The following is a 15,883-nucleotide window of genomic DNA, read 5'->3' as shown; positions in this document are numbered from 1 at the left end:
GCCAAGCAAAAAATAACCACACGGGTGTGTGGTTATGCTTAAAGGTGCTACATCAACGAGTGGTGCTCGTTGTGGTGGTTGTTGTTGTACCGGTATTTGCACCGTCACCGCCGCCAGAAGCAGCAATGCCGAGACCCACTAACGCACCGAGCGCGCCGATACCCACAGCGGTAGACGCGCCGGAAGAGATTGCTCCCGCCTGCGCGCCTGCTGCAGCACCAGCTTCTTCCGGCGCGGCAATCGCAGCGGAAGAAACGGCAACGTAAAGTAAGGCTGCACCGGCAACCATCAGTTTTTTCATAACAACGTTTCCTGCATTTATATGAATCAATGAATGTAGGATTTACCCAGATTTCGGGCGCGTTCAGTATAGGGCAACAAATTACCAGAGTTCAGCATGAGTAAAAGAGGGCAGGAAGTCGGGGTTTTTCTGGTGATAAATACGGCGAATTGGCGTTAGCTGCTTTTTTTTAACGCCTTTTTTCAGGCTGATAGGATAAGTGAATGGCTGCGCATTTCACGGCAGAGTTTTTCACTTTTGCACTAATTATTGGTACGGAATGGGAATAATCGGAATTTACTTATAAGGCTTAAATTAAAATCATAGATCAATCAGTTAGATAAACTATTTATCGGGCTGAATTAGGTCCATTTTTAAGCCAGGTAAGGTGCGGTAAATTGAAATGAATTACGAATTTCCTTACGTCACTTTAAGAATTTTCTAACCCTGTTTAAGGCAGTAATTAATAATATTGCGAGTGAGATGGCATGGTTGACAAAAAAAAGGCGGCAATTACGCCGCCTTATGTAAATTAGCCGGAAAATTAACGCCAGGATTTGTAGCGATTAATTAAGCCATTGGTGGAGCTATCGTGGCTGCTAATTTCAGCGTCATTTTCCAGTTCTGGCAGAATACGGTTTGCCAGCTGTTTACCCAACTCGACACCCCATTGGTCAAAGGTGAAGATGTTGAGAATCGCGCCCTGAGTGAAGATCTTGTGCTCATACAGCGCAATCAGTGCACCCAGGCTAAACGGGGTAATTTCACGCACCAGGATGGAGTTGGTTGGGCGGTTACCTTCGAACACTTTGAACGGCACGATGTGCGCGACAGATTCGGCAGATTTACCCGCATCGGTAAACTCTTTCTCCACCACATCGCGTGACTTACCAAACGCCAGCGCTTCGGTCTGCGCGAAGAAGTTCGACAGCAGCTTTGGATGGTGATCGGTTAACACGTTGTGGCTCAGTGCTGGTGCGATAAAGTCGCACGGAATCAGTTTGGTGCCCTGATGAATCAGCTGATAGAACGCATGCTGGCCGTTGGTGCCAGGCTCGCCCCAGATGATTGGGCCGGTCTGGTAATCCACTGGATTACCTTCACGATCAACGTATTTACCGTTGGATTCCATGTTGCCCTGCTGGAAGTAAGCAGCAAAGCGATGCATGTACTGATCGTACGGCAGAATCGCTTCGGTTTCGGCACCAAAGAAATTGTTGTACCAGATACCGATCAGCGCCAGCAGCACCGGCAGGTTCTGCTCGGCAGGCGTGTTGGCGAAGTGCTTATCCATGGCGTGCGCGCCGCTCAACAGCTGCTCGAAGTTCTCGAAGCCGATGGAGAGAATGATCGACAAGCCGATAGCTGACCACAATGAATAGCGGCCGCCAACCCAATCCCAAAACTCAAACATGTTGTCGGTATCAATACCGAACTCACCCACCGCTTTACCGTTGGTCGACAGCGCAGCGAAGTGCTTCGCCACGTGCTGCTGATCGCCCGCAGTTTTCAGGAACCAGTCACGCGCGCTGTGGGCGTTGGTCATGGTTTCTTGCGTGGTGAAGGTTTTAGATGCCACGAGGAACAGCGTGGTTTCCGGGCTGAGATCTCTCAGCGTTTCGGCGATGTGGGTGCCATCGACGTTAGAAACAAAGTGCATGTTGAGGTGGTTTTTGTACGGACGCAGCGCTTCGGTCACCATGAACGGGCCGAGGTCTGAACCGCCAATCCCGATATTCACCACGTCGGTGATGGCTTTACCGGTATAGCCTTTCCAGTCGCCGCTGATGATGCGCTCGGAGAAGCCTTTCATCTTCGCCAGCACCGCGTTGACTTCCGGCATCACATCTTTGCCGTCCACCACAATGGGCGTGTTGCTGCGGTTACGCAGCGCAACGTGCAGAACTGCACGCTCTTCGGTGCGGTTGATCTTTTCGCCAGAGAACATCGATTTGATGGCGCCTGCCAGATCGGTCTCTTTAGCCAGCGCCTGTAATTTTTCGAGGGTTTCCTCGGTGATGCGGTTTTTTGAGAAATCCACCAGCATCTGGTCATCGAAAGTGGCAGAGAATTTCGCAAAACGATCGGCATCTTGCGCAAACAGGTCGGCGATTTGCACCGATTTCATCTGCTCAAAATGCTGCTGCAGCGCTTTCCAGGCAGCGGTTTGGGTCGGATTGATATTTTTCATGGCAACACTCTAGTTGATATAAGAACCGTCATTCCATCCGGGGCGTCCTGCTGGCCCGGCATCCATAGCATTCTTGCACGGGGATGAGTATGACCACAGTTACTGGCTAAGGGAAAAAATTTGTGACCGTGGCCGCACTGTTTCAGGTAAATCCGGCAGCGATTGTCGGTGCTGCGCCAGCAGAATTCCCTGTGCCGCATCAGAAAAAAGCCGCTTTTGTCTGATTCGGACACTACTTTAGGCCGCTGTTGGTGGGCGCGTTTGTTCAACGATGCGTTTACCGAAGTGTAAATGTGAGAAATCCTCAAAGTGCGGGGATGGACAGGGGGGAAAATAATCAGTAATTTATGCGCGCTACTTACACCTCCGGGTGTAAGCCAGAAGAGGCGCGTCGCCCAGGCAGTGTGTTTGAGGATCCGTATCCGCAGAGAACACATCAGGGGGTGTGACGCCGAGGTGGGGCAACACGCGGGGTGTTGCACTGTCGGCTGCAGGGGCTGAATCCTCTGGGTTGTCACCAGAATCGTCCACAGTCGGACGGTTCGCAAGGTGAAGCGCTTTTGGTGACTTGTCTACTACTGATCTTGTCTGCCCAATTCTGCTCTTCTCTTGTGCCTAGGCTGCTACTATGTCTTCCGCCCCAAAACGGAAGAAAGATAACCTGACACGGGGTTCGTAATATGTCCCAAAATCTTATCGTGGCTAAATTTGGCGGCACCAGCGTTGCCGATTTTGATGCTATGAACCGCAGCGCAGATGTTGTGCTGTCGGACGCCAATACCCGCTTAGTGGTGCTCTCTGCCTCCGCTGGCGTGACCAATCTGCTGGTTGCCCTTGCTGAAGGCCAGGAACAAGCGCAGCGCGCTTACCTGCTGGATGAAATCCGCCGTATTCAATATGCCATCATCGATCGTCTGCAATCGCCGGATGTGATCCGCGATGAGATTGATCGCATGCTGGAAAACATCACCATGCTGTCTGAAGCCACCTCGCTGGCAACCTCACATGCGCTAACCGATGAGCTGGTGAGCCACGGTGAGCTGATGTCGACGCTGCTGTTCGTGGAGATTCTGCGCGAGCGTCAGGTCAACAGCGAATGGTTTGACGTGCGTAAAGTGATGCGCACCAGCGATCGTTTTGGTCGCGCAGAACCCGAAGTGGCGACGCTGAAAGAGCTGGCCGCAACGCAGCTGCAGCCGCGCATTGCGGAAGCGCTGGTGGTGACGCAGGGCTTTATCGGTAGCGAAATCAAAGGCCGCACCACCACGCTTGGTCGTGGCGGCAGCGACTATACCGCTGCGCTGCTGGGCGAAGCGCTGCAGGCCGCGCGCATTGATATCTGGACCGATGTGGCCGGTATCTACACCACCGATCCACGCGTGGTGTCCACCGCTAAACGCATCGAAGAGATTACCTTCGAAGAAGCAGCGGAGATGGCGATCTTTGGTGCCAAAGTGCTGCATCCGGCCACTTTGCTGCCGGCCGTGCGTAGCGATATTCCGGTGTTTGTCGGTTCGAGCAAAGATCCCGCTGCAGGCGGTACGCGCGTGTGCAACGAAACCAAGAATCCACCGCTGTTCCGTGCGCTGGCGCTGCGTCGTAAGCAGACGCTGGTAACGCTGCACAGCCTGAACATGCTGCATGCACATGGCTTCCTCGCCGAAGTGTTTAACATTCTGGCGCGCCACAGCATCTCCGTTGATCTGGTGACAACTTCCGAAGTGAGCGTGGCGCTGACGCTGGACAGCACCGGTTCAACCACCACCGGCGACAGCTTGCTGACCCAGGCGCTGTTGACCGAGCTCTCTTCACTGTGCCGTGTGGAAGTGGAAGAGAATCTGGCGCTGGTGGCGATCATTGGCAACAACCTGTCAAAAGCGTGCGGCGTCGGCAAAGAAGTGTTTGGCGCACTCGAGCCGTTCAACCTGCGCATGATTTGCTACGGTGCCAGCAGTTATAACCTTTGCTTCCTGGTTCCCACCCCAGACGCGGAAGAAGTGGTACGTGCGCTGCACAAGAATCTTTTTGGTTCTTAAGGCCAGTTTTTAGCATGCGGAATCAAGCCGGACCGGGTCCGGCTTTTTTATTGGTGAAATTTTTTAAACAATAATTCAAGCCCAGCGGCATTCACTGCTTCGCTCCAGACATTTCTGATGAACCCCATTATGGCTCGCGAGAACCGTCTCAAATACGCTGCTATCGCCTAAAAATCACCCTAATCCCTTATTCTTCGGTTGCGCTTCAATCGCCAAAAACGATAATCCCGCCGCGAAAACATTAAATTATTTGAGGGAACAGAGATGAAAAGATTAGTGGCTGAAACGCTGGGCACTTTCGTGCTGGTGTTGGGCGGTTGTGGCAGTGCGGTTTTGGCCGCGGCGTTTCCAGAATTGGGTATTGGTTTTGCCGGTGTTGCGCTGGCGTTTGGTCTGACGGTGTTGGTGATGGCATTTGCCGTCGGCCATATTTCGGGCGGCCATTTTAACCCGGCGGTGACCATCGGTCTGACGGTTGGCGGACGTTTCCCGGCGGCGCAGGTTGTGCCTTATATTATCGCGCAGCTGGTGGGTGCGGTTGCGGCTGCCGGCGTGCTGTATTTGATCGCCAGCGGTAAAGCCGGTTTCGATGCCGTGGCCAGCGGCTTCGCGTCGAACGGTTACGGTGAACATTCGCCGGGGGGCTTTAGCCTGCAGGCGGGCATGATCGCCGAGCTGGTGCTGACCGCCGTATTCCTGATTGTGATCATGGGCGCGACCGATAAACGTGCTCCGGCTGGCTTCGCGCCCATTGCAATCGGCCTGGCGCTAACGCTGATTCACCTGGTGAGCATTCCCGTCACCAATACCTCAGTCAACCCGGCGCGCAGTAGCGGTGTGGCGATCTTCCAGGGCGGCTGGGCATTGGAACAGCTGTGGATGTTCTGGTTGTTACCGATTATCGGTGCCGCGATTGGTGGTGCGATCTACCGCTTTGCACTGGAAAAAGCAGAGTAACTTTGCCGTATTTCCGCGGATCGGCAGCAGCCGATCCGCATTTTGCCCCGCAAGCGACTTCCCGCCTTACGTCAAGATAATGAAATGTTATGATCCCGCGTCCGTCGCTGTGGTCGTTCCCTGCGCGACATTTCATCTGTGGCAATATAAAAAAATTCCTAAGGAAGTCTGGTTATGCTCGGCAAACTTACCCGCCTGTTCCCGCTCTGGGCCGTGCTGCTCTCGGTCGCTGCTTATTATTCTCCTGGCACCTTTCTCGGCATTGGGCCGTGGGTGACTTACCTGCTGATGCTGATTATGTTCGGCATGGGCGTGACGCTAAACATTGATGATTTCAAACGCGTGCTGGTGCGTCCGGCGCCGGTGATCGCCGGGACTTTCCTGCATTATCTGGTGATGCCGCTGGCCGCGTGGGGCCTGGCGAAGCTGTTCCAGATGCCACCGGATCTGGCGGCAGGCATGATTCTGGTCGGCAGCGTGGCCAGCGGCACCGCTTCAAACGTGATGATTTATCTGGCGAAGGGCGATGTGGCGCTGTCGGTGACCATCTCATCCGTGTCGGCGCTGGTAGGTGTATTCGCCACACCGCTGCTAACACGCTTCTACGTTGATACCCACATTCAGGTGGATGTGGTCGGTATGCTGCTCAGCATCGTGAAAATCGTGGTGATTCCGATTAGCCTGGGTCTGATTATCCATCACTCCATGAATAGCGTGGTGCGCCGCGTTGAGCCTTATCTGCCGGCGTTTTCTATGGTGTGCATTCTGCTGATCATTAGCGCGGTGGTGGCTGGCAGCCAGGGCTTTATCGGTTCTGTCGGCTTGATGGTGATTGTGGCGGTGATCCTGCACAACGCGATCGGTCTGTTGGGCGGTTATTGGGGCGGTAAGCTGTTTGGCTTCGATGAATCGACCTGCCGCACGCTGGCGCTGGAAGTGGGCATGCAGAACTCAGGTCTGGCGGCGACGCTGGGCAAACTTTACTTCTCGCCGTTAGCGGCCTTGCCGGGCGCGCTGTTCTCGGTGTGGCACAACCTGTCAGGTTCGCTGCTGGCCGGTTACTGGTCGGGTAAACCGATCGATAAGAAGCAGAAGTAATATTCAAAAAAGCATCACATTCAATTCATGCACATAGCGTAGCGGCGCAATAAATTGCGCCGCTACGCTGCCTGCGCTCTGAATGTATTACAGCTTCAAATACGTACGAATCCCATCCAGGAACATCTGCGTCGCCAGCATAATCAAAATCAATCCCATCAGGCGCTCCAGCGCGTTGACGCCTTTGTCGCCCAGCAGGCGTAAAAACAGCCCCGACATCAGCAGAATCACCACCGTCAAACCCCACGCGATCAGCAGCGCGCCGACCAGATGCGTCATTTGGTTGGGATATTGATGCGACAACAGCATCAGCGTCGCCAGCAGCGACGGACCGGCCACCAGCGGAATCGCCAGCGGCACAAGGAACGGCTCTTCACCGGCCGGCAAGCCACTCGAGCTGCTCTCCTCTGACGGGAAAATCATGCGGATGGCGATCAGGAAAAGAATGATGCCGCCGGAGATCGACACGGTTTCGGTGCGCAGATTGAGAAACGCCAGGATGCGTTCACCGGCGAATAAAAACAGCAGCATCAGAATCAGCGCAATTAGCATTTCGCGCATCAGTACCACGCGGCGGCGTTTAGGTTCCAGATGCTTCAATACCGACATAAAAATCGGCAGGTTGCCCAGCGGATCCATAATCAACAACAGCAATATGGTCGCGGATATCATTTCAGTCATGTTGGTTAGCCATTATTAGTTGTACTGCTGAAAAAGTTGGCGCAATCGAATTAATTCACTTGCCAGAAGTGCTGCATTTTGTAGAGTTGACGGTCATAGGTAAACCTGATTATTACGCAGACTGGCACGATTATCCGGCCAGTCTTTTCCTCGCACCACACGGCCTCTTTCGAGAGCACCCGAGACGGACAGAAAATGAAGAATGTAGGTTTTATTGGTTGGCGTGGCATGGTCGGCTCAGTGCTGATGTCGCGCATGAGCGAAGAACGCGATTTTGATGTCATCAATCCGGTCTTCTTCTCCACGTCACAGCTTGGTCAGGCGGCGCCGACATTCGGCGGAAAGTCGACCGGTGCGCTGCAGGATGCTTTTGATATCGAGGCGCTGAAGGCGCTGGATATTATTATCACCTGCCAGGGCGGCGATTACACCAGTGAAGTCTATCCGAAGCTGCGCGAAAGCGGCTGGCAGGGTTACTGGATTGACGCGGCTTCCACGCTGCGCATGAAAGATGACGCCATCATCATTCTTGATCCGGTTAACCATAACGTGATTCGTCAGGGCCTCGATAACGGCATCAAAACCTTTGTCGGCGGTAACTGCACCGTCAGCCTGATGCTGATGTCGCTGGGCGGTCTGTTTGCTAACGATCTGGTTGAATGGGCCTCGGTGGCGACTTATCAGGCGGCATCAGGCGGCGGCGCGCGTCATATGCGTGAACTGCTGACGCAGATGGGCATGCTGCATGACCACGTGGCGAAATCGCTCCAGGATCCGGCTTCGGCAATTCTGGATATCGAACGCAGCGTGACCGATTTCACCCGTTCTGGCACGTTGCCAACCGACAATTTCGGCGTACCGCTGGCGGGCAGCCTGATTCCGTGGATCGACAAGCAGCTGGATAACGGCCAGAGCCGTGAAGAGTGGAAAGGCCAGGCGGAGACCAACAAAATCCTGCGTACCAGCAGTGTGATTCCGGTTGATGGCCTGTGCGTGCGCGTTGGTGCGCTGCGCTGCCACAGCCAGGCATTCACTCTGAAGCTGAAAAAAGACCTGCCGCTGAGCGAAATCGAACAGCTTCTGGCCTCGCATAACGAATGGGTGAAAGTGGTGCCAAACGACCGCGACATCACCATGCGCGAACTGACGCCAGCCGCCGTCACCGGCACCCTGACCACGCCAGTAGGCCGCCTGCGCAAACTGAACATGGGGCCGGAATACCTTTCCGCCTTCACGGTGGGCGATCAGTTACTGTGGGGCGCGGCTGAACCGCTGCGCCGCATGCTGCGTCTGCTGATCGACTAAGCGCAGCGGCAAACCAGAAAGGCCGGGGTTTCCCGGCCTTTTTTTAATTATCCAGGCCGCAAAAATTCATGCAAATTGCGCCTGACAAGTGATCCGCTTCCCTTTTTTGCTTGCCCGATAAGTATTTTTCACGATCCTCCCTGGCTTCTGCTATCCCCAAGCTATGATTTAACAGAGATGTGCCGGTTGTTAACTGTTTTTGTTTTTTCGAACTGAATGGTTGTTGTACACGGTGAAGATCTTTCCCACGGACGGTTGTGTCCTCACGGTGTACCTATGGCTCAATGAAAAGCAGCGCACCCGAGGCGATAATCCTGCCGACTCTGGTCGCCTGCGCAAAATCATAGGAAGAAAGTCATGTCAGAGCTTCCCGATCGCCAGGCGATCAATGCCCTTTTTGCCGGGAATTATGCCGATCCCTTTTCACTACTGGGCATGCACCAAACGGCTGCAGGCCTTGAAGTGCGTGCGCTGCTGCCCGATGCCTCCGATGTTTGGGTCATTGAAACCAACACCGGACGCAAATGTGCTCAGCTTACCTGCCTCGACTCACGCGGTTTCTTCTGTGGCGTGATTCCGCGTCGTAAAAACCGCTTTGGTTATCAGCTGGCGGTGAACTGGCACGGCCAGCAAAACCTGATTGATGATGCCTATCGCTTCGGCCCGCTGCTGGAGGAGATGGATGCATGGTTATTGGGTGAAGGCACGCATCTGCGTCCCTACGAAACCCTCGGCGCGCACGGCACCACCATTGATGGCGTGCACGGCACGCGGTTCGCCGTTTGGGCACCTAACGCGCGTCGCGTCTCGGTGGTAGGCGAGTTCAACTTCTGGGATGGCCGACGTCATCCCATGCGTTTTCGCCGTGAACTTGGCGTCTGGGAACTGTTTGTGCCGGGCGCGGTAAACGGTCAGCTGTATAAATTTGAAATCGTGGATAATTCCGGCCAGATGCGCATCAAAGCCGATCCCTTCGCCTTTGAAGCGCAGATGCGTCCGCAAACCGCCTCGATGATCTGCGGGCTGCCGCCGAAAACCGAGATGCAGCCGCAGCGTAAGGCCGCCAATGCTTTTGACCAGCCGATTTCGATTTATGAAGTGCACCTCGGTTCATGGCGACGTCACACCGATAACAACTTCTGGCTCAGCTACAAAGAGCTGGCGGAACAGCTCATTCCTTACGTTAAAGAGATGGGCTTCACCCACATCGAACTGATGCCGATTAACGAACACCCCTTTGATGGCAGCTGGGGCTATCAGCCGCTCGGCATGTATGCGCCGACGCGCCGTTTCGGTACGCGCGATGAGTTCCGCCACTTCGTGGCCGCCGCGCATGATGCTGGCATTAACGTGCTGCTCGATTGGGTGCCAGGCCACTTCCCGAGTGATGATTTTGGCCTGGCGAAGTTCGATGGCACCGAACTCTACGAACACAGCGATCCGCGCGAAGGTTTTCATCAGGACTGGAACACGCTGATCTATAACTTTGGTCGCCGTGAAGTGAGCAATTATCTCTCCGGCAACGCCTTGTACTGGATGGAGCGTTTCGGCATTGATGGGCTGCGCGTCGATGCGGTGGCATCAATGATCTACCGCGACTACAGCCGCGCCGAAGGCGAATGGGTGCCGAACCAGTTTGGTGGACGCGAGAATCTCGAAGCGATTTCGTTCCTGCGTCACACCAACCGCGTTTTGGGTCGCGCCGCACCGGGCAGCGTCACGGTGGCGGAAGAGTCCACCGATTATCCCGGCGTTACGCGCCCTTCAGAAGATGGCGGCCTCGGCTTCTGGTTCAAATGGAACCTTGGCTGGATGCACGACACACTGGACTATATGAAGCTCGACCCGGTGCATCGCCGTTATCATCATCAGCTGATGACCTTTGGCATGATTTACAACTACACCGAAAACTTCGTGCTGCCGCTGTCGCATGACGAAGTGGTGCACGGCAAACGTTCGATTCTTGATCGCATGCCGGGCGATGCCTGGCAGAAGTTCGCTAACCTGCGCGCCTATTACGGCTGGATGTGGGGTTTCCCCGGTAAGAAGCTGCAATTTATGGGCAATGAATTTGCGCAGGGTCGCGAATGGAACCACGACACCAGCCTCGACTGGCATCTGCTGGAAGGTGAGGATAACTGGCACAACGGCGTGCATCGTCTGGTGCGCGATCTCAATCACACCTATCGCCATTACGCGCCGCTGCATCAACTCGACTTTGATGGGCAAGGTTTTGAGTGGCTGGTGGTCGATGACTACGAAAACTCCGTGTTTGTATTTGTGCGCCGCGATCGCGACGGCAATGAAATCATCGTAGCCAGCAACTTTACGCCAGTGGCGCGTCACAACTATCGCTTTGGCGTCAACCAGCGTGGCGGCTGGCGCGAGATCATGAATACCGATCAGCACGATTATCACGGCAGCGACACGCGCAATCACGGCGTGGTACACACCGATGAGATGGAGAGTCACGGTCGGCCGCAGTCGCTGAGTTTGACCTTACCGCCGCTGGCAACGCTTTGGCTGGTGCGGGAGAGCGACTGATGCTGGAGCAGGGGCAGCCGGAACCGTTAGGTGCGCACTATGATGGGCACGGCGTTAATTTCACGCTGTTCTCCCAGCATGCCGAACGCGTCGAACTCTGCCTGTTCGACGCGCACGGTGCTGAGCGCCGTTTCGCACTGCCCGCGCGCAGCGGTGATATCTGGCACGGCTATTTTCCCGCGCTGAAGCCCGGCCAGCGCTACGGCTATCGCGTACACGGTCCATGGGCGCCGCAGCAGGGACATCGCTTCAATCCGGCTAAGCTGTTGGTCGATCCCTGCGCCAAAGCGGTGGCGGGTGAAGTGGCGGACGAGGCGCGTTTCAACGGCGGCGAACGTGAGCTAAATGGTTTGGATAACGCCGCCATCGCGCCGAAATCGTTGGTGACTGCCGAAGATTTTGACTGGGAGGACGATCACGCGCCGCGCACGCCATGGGGCAACACGGTGATCTATGAAGCGCACGTACGCGGCTTAACCCAGCAGCATCCGGAAATTCCGGAAAGGTTGCGTGGCACTTATGCGGCGCTGGGTCATCCTGCTATGGTGAAGTACCTGCGCCACCTCGGCATCACCGCGCTGGAACTGCTGCCGATTGCCCAATTCACCAGCGAGCCGCGCCTGCGCCGTTTGGGATTGAGTAATTACTGGGGCTACAACCCCTTTGCCTTGTGGGCGGTGGATGCGCGTTACGCCTCGGGCGAAAACGGTTTAACGCCGCTGCAGGAGTTTCAGCAGGCGGTTAAAGCACTGCATGCCGCGGGCATCGAAGTGATTCTGGATGTGGTGTTCAACCACACCGCCGAGCTGGAAGAGATCGGGCCAACGATTTCCCTGCGCGGCGTGGATAACGCCAGCTATTACTGGCTGGATGGCAACGGCGACTATCAAAACTGGACCGGCTGCGGCAATACGCTAAATCTCAGTCATCCGCAGGTGATGACGTGGGCGCTGGAAGCGCTGCGCTACTGGGTGCGTGTTTGCCATGTTGATGGGTTCCGTTTTGACCTCGCCAGCGTGCTGGGACGCACACCGGAGTTTCATCAGGATGCGCCGCTGTTTGCCGCCATCAAAGCCTGTCCGCTGCTGTCGCAGGTGAAGCTGATTGCCGAGCCGTGGGACATCGGCCCCGGCGGTTATCAGGTCGGCAACTTTCCGCCGGACTTCGCCGAGTGGAACGACCATTTTCGCGATGCGGCGCGCCGTTACTGGCTGCATGGTCAACTGAATAATGGCGATTTCGCCCGCCGTTTTGCCGCATCCAGCGACGTTTTCCAGCGTGAGGCGCGGCTGCCGCACGCCAGCATCAATCTCATTACCGCTCACGACGGCTTCACGCTGCGCGATGTGGTGAGTTTTAACAACAAACACAATCAGGCCAACGGCGAAGACAATCGCGACGGCAGCAGCAGTAACTTCAGCCATAACCACGGCAAAGAGGGACTGCAGGTCAATTTCGATATTGTCGAACGGCGGCGGCGCAGCGTGCATGGCTTACTGACCACGCTGCTGCTGGCGCAGGGCACGCCGATGCTGCTGGCGGGTGACGAACGCGGCCACAGCCAGCATGGCAACAACAACGCCTATTGTCAGGACAACCCGCTGACCTGGTTGAACTGGCAACAGGATGATTTTGGCCTGGTCGACTTCACTGCTGCGTTAATCCGTCTGCGCCAGCGCATTCCCGCGTTGACGCAGGATCGCTGGTGGCAGGAGGGCGATGGCAGCGTGCAGTGGTGCAATGCCAGCGGCACACCACTGGAAGCCGAGCAGTGGGAACAGGGGACGCACCGAATGCAGATCCTGCTCTCCGGCCGCTGGTTAATAACAATAAACGCCACGGAATCGGTGAGTGATATCGCCTTACCAGACGGAGAGTGGCGTGCCATTCCTCCTTTCGCCGGGGAAGATAACCCCATCCTGACAACTGTCTGGCACGGTCCCGCACACGGTGTGTGTGTGTTCCTAAAGCAATCATAAGGAGTCAGACATGGTGAAATTAGATAGAACAGATCATCTGATGCTGGCGCGCCAGCTCCCTACACAAACGGTTGCCCTGATCCTTGCTGGCGGGCGCGGTACGCGCCTGAAAGATCTCACCGCGAAACGCGCCAAACCTGCCGTGCACTTCGGTGGCAAGTTCCGCATCATCGACTTTGCGCTGTCCAACTGCATCAACTCGGGCATTCGGCGCATCGGCGTGATCACTCAATATCAGTCGCATACGCTGGTGCAGCACATCCAGCGTGGCTGGTCGCTGTTCAACGAAGAGATGAATGAGTTTGTCGATCTGCTGCCGGCGCAGCAGCGTGCCGCTACCGAACATTGGTATCGCGGGACTGCCGATGCGGTGACGCAAAACCTCGACATTATTCGCCGCTATAACGCGCAGTACATCGTGATCCTCGCCGGGGATCACATCTACAAAATGGATTACTCGCGCATGCTGCTCGACCACGTCGATCGCGGTGCCAAATGCACCATCGCCTGCTTGCCGGTGCCGTTAGCTGAAGCCACGGCGTTTGGGGTGATGGCGGTGGATGCCGAAAACAACGTGATCGATTTTGTCGAAAAACCGCCGAAGCCGCCGTCAATGCCGGGTGACGATACCCGCGCGCTGGCCAGCATGGGCATTTATGTGTTCAATGCCGATTATCTTTATCAGCTGCTGGAAGAGGATCTGCTCGTGGCCGATTCCAGCCACGATTTCGGCAAAGATCTGTTGCCGAAAATCGTCGCCAGCGGCGAGGCGTATGCGCACTCCTTCACGCTCTCCTGCGTGCAGGTTGATGAAAACGCTGAGCCGTACTGGCGCGACGTCGGAACGCTGGAAGCTTACTGGCGCGCCAATCTCGATTTAGCGTCGGTCACGCCTGAGCTGGATATGTACGATCACAGCTGGCCGATTCGTACCCACATGGAGCCGCTGCCGCCGGCGAAATTTGTTCAGGATCGATCCGGTAGCCACGGCATGACAATGAATTCGCTGGTCTCGGGCGGCTGCATCATCTCCGGTTCGGTGGTGGTGAACTCGGTGCTGTTCCCGCGTATTCGCATCAACTCGTTTTGCAATATTGACTCCGCAGTGCTGCTGCCTGATGTGGTGGTTGGCCGATCGTGTCGTCTGCGTCGCTGCGTGATCGATCGCGCCTGCGAACTGCCAGAAGGCATGGTCATTGGCGAAAACCCCGACGAAGACAGCCGTCGTTTTTACCGTTCTGAAGAGGGCATCGTACTGGTGACGCGCGCCATGCTGGCCAAATTGGCCGGAGGCGGTCAGTAAGTGACGAAAGAATATAGAGAAAATTGCCGCGTGGAACGTGTGCGATAACAATAGGGGTTCAGGATGCAGGTTTTACATGTCTGTTCAGAGCTTTTCCCGCTGTTGAAAACCGGCGGACTGGCTGATGTCGTCGGTGCATTACCACAGGCGCAAATAGCCGATGGTACGGATGCGCGGGTGTTGATTCCCGCCTTTCCGGATCTGCGTAAAGGGATTCCTGATACAGAGGTCCTGGCGGAGTTGCAAACTTTTGCGGGACCGGTACGCTTACTTTTTGGACAATTTAACGGCGTTGGTATTTATTTAATCGATGCGCCGGGATTGTATGAACGTCCCGGCAGCCCGTATCACGATACGTCGCAGTTTGCTTACGTCGATAACTACCTTCGTTTTGCGCTGCTGGGCTGGATGGGCGCCGAGATTGCCAGCGGGCTGGATACCGACTGGCAGCCAGATATCGTGCATGCGCATGACTGGCATGCTGGCTTAACCTGCGCCTATATTGCGGCGCGCGGGCGTCCGGCGAAAACGGTGTTCACCGTGCATAATCTGGCGTATCAAGGGCTGTTTTCGGCGCGTCATCTGGATGAGATCCAGATCCCGCGCGCGTTCTTCGACATGCATGGACTGGAGTTCTTCGGGCAAATTTCCTACCTCAAGGCGGGGCTGTTCTTTGCCGATCACATTACGGCGGTCAGCCCGACTTACGCGCTGGAGATTACCCGACCGGAATTTGGTTACGGCATGGAATCACTGCTCGAACAGCGACTGCGTGAAGGGCGCCTGAGCGGGATTTTGAACGGTGTCGATCCGGGCATCTGGGACCCGGCGCACGACCTGCTGCTCACCGCGCGCTACGACAGCGAAACGCTGGAGAGCAAAGCAGAGAACAAGCGCCAGCTGCAAATTGCCATGGGCCTGAAGGTGGATGACAAAGCACCGGTGTTCTGCGTCATCAGCCGTCTGACCAAACAGAAAGGGCTGGATCTGGTGCTGGAAGCGCTACCGGGCTTACTGGCGCAGGGCGGACAGTTGGTGCTGCTCGGTCAGGGCGATGCGGAGCTGCAGCAAGGTTTCCTTGCGGCGGCGGCGGAGCATCCGGGCCGCGTTGGCGTGCAGATTGGTTATCACGAAGCCTTCTCGCACCGCATTGTTGGCGGCGCGGATGTGATTATGGTGCCGAGCCGTTTTGAGCCGTGCGGCTTAACCCAGCTGTATGGTTTGAAATACGGTACGCTGCCGCTGGTGCGTCGCACCGGCGGACTGGCGGATACGGTGCAAGACAGCTCGCTTGAGAACCTGGCGGACGGCGTCGCCAGCGGTTTCACCTTTGAAGACAGTAATGCCTGGTCGCTGCTGCGGGCGATTCGGCGCGCATTTGTTCTGTGGTCTCGTCCTGCACTCTGGCGTTACGTTCAGCGGCAGGCGATGGGGATGGATTTTAGTTGGCAGGTGGCAGCACAAGCCTACCGCGATCTTTATCAACGTTTGCTGTAATGAGAGATTGGG

General features: G+C 55.9%; 11 protein-coding genes and 1 riboswitch. Of the genes, 8 read left to right on the top strand and 3 right to left on the bottom strand.

What is annotated here, in order from left to right:
- Window positions 1–52: 52 nt before the first annotated feature.
- Together yjbE and pgi are read right to left on the bottom strand one after the other, a co-directional pair.
- Window positions 53–301 carry an exopolysaccharide production protein YjbE gene (gene yjbE, locus IB226_RS14455; protein WP_101763117.1) on the bottom strand — a complete coding sequence of 83 codons (249 nt, stop codon included), beginning with the start codon at window positions 299–301 and terminating at the stop codon, window positions 53–55.
- A gap of 523 nt (window positions 302–824) precedes the next feature.
- Window positions 825–2,471 carry a glucose-6-phosphate isomerase gene (gene pgi, locus IB226_RS14450; RefSeq protein ID WP_192236057.1) on the bottom strand — a complete coding sequence of 549 codons (1,647 nt, stop codon included), beginning with the start codon at window positions 2,469–2,471 and terminating at the stop codon, window positions 825–827.
- 373 nt (window positions 2,472–2,844) lie between these two features.
- A riboswitch (Lysine riboswitch) is annotated at window positions 2,845–3,039 on the top strand.
- A gap of 112 nt (window positions 3,040–3,151) precedes the next feature.
- On the opposite strand from pgi, the gene lysC reads away from it, so the two are divergent.
- The 3 genes from lysC to panS all read left to right on the top strand — a co-directional run bounded on the left by lysC (window position 3,152) and on the right by panS (window position 6,562).
- A complete protein-coding gene (gene lysC, locus IB226_RS14445; protein ID WP_110868121.1) occupies window positions 3,152–4,507 on the top strand; it encodes a lysine-sensitive aspartokinase 3 in 1,356 nt (451 codons plus the stop codon).
- Between the two features lie 264 nt (window positions 4,508–4,771).
- Window positions 4,772–5,464, top strand: a complete 693-nt coding sequence (gene aqpZ / locus IB226_RS14440) for an aquaporin Z (protein ID WP_192236055.1) — start codon at window positions 4,772–4,774, stop codon at window positions 5,462–5,464.
- A gap of 174 nt (window positions 5,465–5,638) precedes the next feature.
- Window positions 5,639–6,562 (top strand): ketopantoate/pantoate/pantothenate transporter PanS, encoded by a 924-nt coding sequence (gene panS / locus IB226_RS14435; protein ID WP_101763113.1) that lies wholly within the window; start codon window positions 5,639–5,641, stop codon window positions 6,560–6,562.
- 87 nt (window positions 6,563–6,649) lie between these two features.
- On the opposite strand, the gene IB226_RS14430 is transcribed toward panS, so the two are convergent.
- Entirely contained in the window at window positions 6,650–7,243 is a 594-nt protein-coding gene (locus IB226_RS14430; protein ID WP_110868123.1) for a YhgN family NAAT transporter, read from the bottom strand.
- Between the two features lie 195 nt (window positions 7,244–7,438).
- Here IB226_RS14430 and asd point away from each other — a divergent pair, with 195 nt between their 5' ends.
- The 5 genes from asd to glgA all read left to right on the top strand — a co-directional run bounded on the left by asd (window position 7,439) and on the right by glgA (window position 15,871).
- Window positions 7,439–8,548, top strand: a complete 1,110-nt coding sequence (gene asd / locus IB226_RS14425; RefSeq protein ID WP_101763112.1) for an aspartate-semialdehyde dehydrogenase — start codon at window positions 7,439–7,441, stop codon at window positions 8,546–8,548.
- A gap of 357 nt (window positions 8,549–8,905) precedes the next feature.
- Window positions 8,906–11,092, top strand: a complete 2,187-nt coding sequence (gene glgB / locus IB226_RS14420) for a 1,4-alpha-glucan branching enzyme (protein ID WP_192236053.1) — start codon at window positions 8,906–8,908, stop codon at window positions 11,090–11,092.
- Window positions 11,092–13,071: a glycogen debranching protein GlgX gene (gene glgX, locus IB226_RS14415; RefSeq protein WP_192236051.1), complete on the top strand. Its 1,980-nt coding sequence runs from the start codon at window positions 11,092–11,094 to the stop codon at window positions 13,069–13,071. The genes glgB and glgX overlap by 1 nt, the downstream gene beginning before the upstream one ends.
- Window positions 13,072–13,081: 10 nt before the next feature.
- Entirely contained in the window at window positions 13,082–14,374 is a 1,293-nt protein-coding gene (gene glgC, locus IB226_RS14410) for a glucose-1-phosphate adenylyltransferase (RefSeq protein WP_192236049.1), read from the top strand.
- A 63-nt stretch (window positions 14,375–14,437) separates the two neighbouring features.
- A complete protein-coding gene (gene glgA, locus IB226_RS14405) occupies window positions 14,438–15,871 on the top strand; it encodes a glycogen synthase GlgA (protein WP_101763108.1) in 1,434 nt (477 codons plus the stop codon).
- Window positions 15,872–15,883: the final 12 nt, after the last annotated feature.

It is taken from the genome of Pantoea sp. PNT03 (genome assembly GCF_014852515.1).
GTDB classification, from domain to species: Bacteria; Pseudomonadota; Gammaproteobacteria; order Enterobacterales; family Enterobacteriaceae; genus Pantoea; species Pantoea leporis.
This window is presented reverse-complemented; position numbering and strand designations above follow the sequence as displayed.